The organism is Vibrio sp. D173a (assembly GCF_030248475.1).
The window spans coordinates 1-938 of record NZ_JAHGAH010000937.1; the positions used below are offsets into that span (position 1 = coordinate 1).

Annotated in this window: 2 protein-coding genes; both read left to right on the forward strand. The window is 44.2% G+C overall.

The window, feature by feature from the left end:
• Positions 1 to 615: inner membrane protein YpjD (locus tag KIV40_RS30395; RefSeq protein ID WP_285352988.1), on the forward strand; the 615-nt coding region annotated here is incomplete at its 5' end.
• Between the two features lie 126 nt (positions 616 to 741).
• On the forward strand, positions 742 to 938 hold a 197-nt coding region (locus KIV40_RS30400; protein ID WP_285352989.1), incomplete at its 3' end, for a CNNM domain-containing protein.

The window sequence follows — 938 nt, forward strand, 5'->3', positions numbered from 1 at the left end:
AACCTCAGTATTCTCAATGTTGCCTCATTGATCAGCTTTATTATCTCGTTGGTAATGAGTGGAGCAATGCTTAAAAACCGCCTCTGGTTTATTCTCCCTGTAGTGTACAGCTTTGCGGCTCTAAACCTGTTGGCCGCTGCATTTCTCCCAAGCACCTTTATTAAGCACCTAGAGAACGACCCTAAACTGCTCATGCATATTTCATTGGCACTGTTTTCGTACGCAACTCTGACCATCGGTGCTCTGTATGCGATGCAACTGGCGTGGCTCGATTACAAGCTCAAGAAGAAAAAGGCACTGGTCATCAACCCGAACCTACCACCACTCATGATGGTTGAAAGACAACTGTTCAAGATTATTCTTATCGGTAACGGCCTGCTTACGGGTACGCTTCTTACTGGCTTTATTTTTGTTCAAGACATGTTCGCTCAAGGCAAAGCACACAAAGCGGTGCTCTCTTTTATCGCTTGGGTGATCTACTCAATACTGCTTTGGGGTCATTACAAAAAAGGTTGGCGAGGCCAGAAGGTAACTTGGTTTGCGCTAGCGGGTGCGACCTTACTAACACTGGCCTACTTCGGTAGTCGCTTTGTTCAAGAAATCATCCTGAATTAATAGTTCGATATAAAAGGCAAGGTACACACCTTGCCTTTAATGTATGGCATACTTTACATTCAGTTGACATCTCGACCTGCATCGGTCATAAATTAATCAAGATACAAATTTAGGAAAGTAATAGTTTTGGACGACATATCTACGGGTATCTTATTTGCGCTACTCGCGTGTCTCATTGTAATTTCTGGTTATTTCTCTGGTTCTGAAACGGGCATGATGTCCTTGAACCGCTACCGTTTGAAACACCTATCCCAATCGGGTCATAAGGGTGCGCGTCGTGTAGAAAAACTCTTAAGCCGACCTGACCGCCTTATCGGTCTTAT